Origin of the sequence: Actinoplanes sp. G11-F43, assembly GCF_050589265.1 — a bacterium.
GTDB lineage: Bacteria > Actinomycetota > Actinomycetes > Mycobacteriales > Micromonosporaceae > Actinoplanes.
In genome coordinates, this window is the sequence record NZ_JBNZCE010000110.1 from 1 (window position 1) to 1366 (window position 1366).

The following is a 1366-nucleotide window of genomic DNA, read 5'->3' on the forward strand; positions in this document are numbered from 1 at the left end:
CGGTAACGCGTTGAGTGTGTTGTCGGGTCGGATCTCGTACACCCTGGGTCTGGTCGGTCCGGCGATCTCGGTGGACACCGCCTGTTCCTCGTCTCTTGTCGCGTTGCATCAGGCGGTGTCGGCACTCCGCTCCGGTGAATGTTCGATGGCGCTGGCCGGTGGCGTGATGGTGATGGCCGACCCGATGGAGTTCGTCGGCTTCTCCCGGATGCGGGCGCTGTCCTCCGACGGCCGTTGCAAGGCGTTCAGTGACGGTGCGGACGGCATGGGCATGGCCGAGGGCGCCGGCATGGTGATGCTGGAGCGGCTCTCGGACGCGCAGCGCAACGGTCATGAGGTGCTTGCCGTCATCCGGGGTAGCGCGGTCAACCAGGACGGTGCCTCCAACGGCCTGTCCGCGCCGAACGGTCCGTCGCAGCAGCGGGTGATCCGTGCCGCTTTGGCGAACGCCCAGGTGGACGCCGTGGACGTGGACGTGGTCGAGGCACACGGCACGGGAACGTCTCTCGGCGACCCGATCGAGGCTGGTGCGTTGCTGGCCACGTATGGACAGGGCCGGACTGTCGACCGGCCGTTGCGGCTGGGGTCGATCAAGTCCAATATCGGTCATGCGCAGCAGGCCGCGGGTTTGGCCGGTGTGATCAAGATGGTGCTGGCCATGCGGCACGGTCTGTTGCCGCAGACGTTGCACGCTGAGACGCCGTCGTCTCATGTCGACTGGTCGTCGGGTCATGTCGAGTTGTTGTCGCAGGCGCGGGAGTGGCCGGCCGGTGAGCGGGTGCGCCGGGCTGGTGTGTCGGCGTTCGGGATCAGTGGCACCAACGCGCACATGATCCTGGAAGAGGCACCGTCTACCGTCGAGGTGTCGGCTCCGGTTGTGGTGCCGTCAGTTCTCACGGCGGGTGTTCCGGTGTGGCCGATCTCCGGTCGGACGGCGGTGGCGCTTGCGGAGCAGGCCGGTCGTCTGCGGGAGCACCTGGTGGCCCGGCCCGAACTGCCTGCTGAGGATGTGGCGTGGTCGCTGGCGACATCGCGGTCGGTGTTCGATCACCGTGCGGTGGTGATCGGTGCGGATCCCGATGGTTTGGTGTCGGTGGCGACGGGTCAGCCGGCGGCTGGTGTGGTGACCGGTCAGGTCGTTCCGGGTGGTGTCGGGCGGACGGTGTTCGTGTTCCCGGGTCAGGGCTCGCAGTGGATCGGCATGGGCCGGGAGTTGGCTGGGGAGTCGCCGGTGTTCGCGGCGCGGTTGGCCGAGTGTGGGGCGGCTTTGGAGCCGTTCGTGGACTGGCAGCTGGATGACGTACTGGCTGGTCGTCATGGTTTTGAGTCCGCTGATGTGGTGCAGCCGGCGTTGTGGGCGGTGATG

Annotated in this window: 1 protein-coding gene; it reads left to right on the forward strand. The window is 67.5% G+C overall.

Annotated features, from left to right (window positions below; translation table 11 throughout):
* The coding region (locus ACQ0O7_RS45140; RefSeq protein ID WP_430792107.1) for a beta-ketoacyl synthase N-terminal-like domain-containing protein at positions 1–1366 on the forward strand (1366 nt) is incomplete at both ends.